This is a genomic window from Candidatus Nanopusillus massiliensis, from assembly GCF_920984865.1.
The window spans coordinates 467,531-468,228 of the sequence record NZ_OV100765.1 but is presented as its reverse complement, the minus strand read 5'-3'; the positions used below and the strand labels follow the sequence as shown (position 1 = coordinate 468,228).

Here is a 698-nt window from a genome sequence, read left to right as displayed (position 1 = left end):
AAGGGTAATAAAAATATGTAGAAAATATGGAGTATATACATCATTATGTGGACAAGCTGGTTCTACATTAGATTATGCAGAACTATTGGTAAAACTCGGTATAGATTCTATATCAGTAAATGTTGATGCAATAGAATTGGTAAGAGAAACNGTAACAAGGATGGAGAAAAAGCTTTTATTGGACAAAATAAGAAAATTATAAATGAATAAAAAGGACATATTATATATATCTTTAATAACTGTTTTTTCAATATTTTTCATATTCTTACCAATAAATATTAATATATTTGTTAAAATTGGAATAATTGTATTATTGTATTTAATTTATTCATTAAAATATCTTCAAGAATATTTAGAGTATGAAGAGATGGTAAATAATTTTCCATTATTTTTAAGAGATCTATCACATTATTTAAAAATAGGACAACCATTGCCAGTTGCTTTAAAGAGTGTATCAAATAATTATTATGGAAAAAGATTGAATAGAGAAATTAAGTATATAATTTGATGAAATGGAATATGGAAAAACTTTCTATGATGCATTAAATGATTCTGCAAAAAGNNNAAATAATTTAGAAATATTTGAAGTTTTATCAAATATAAATAATGTTTTAAGAAGTGGAGGGGATTTAAGTAACTTNNNAGATACATTATCAGAAAGTATAAGAAATTTAGAAATGATTAAAAAGGATAGACTA

At 22.9% G+C, this 698-nt stretch carries 2 protein-coding genes; both read left to right on the top strand.

Annotated features, from left to right (window positions below):
• Positions 1-7: 7 nt before the first annotated feature.
• Entirely contained in the window at positions 8-202 is a 195-nt protein-coding gene (locus tag LUA84_RS03330; RefSeq protein WP_457913374.1) for a putative PEP-binding protein, read from the top strand.
• On the top strand, positions 203-508 hold the full coding sequence (locus LUA84_RS03325; RefSeq protein WP_231434428.1) for a hypothetical protein: 306 nt from the start codon (positions 203-205) through the stop codon (positions 506-508).
• Positions 509-698: the final 190 nt, after the last annotated feature.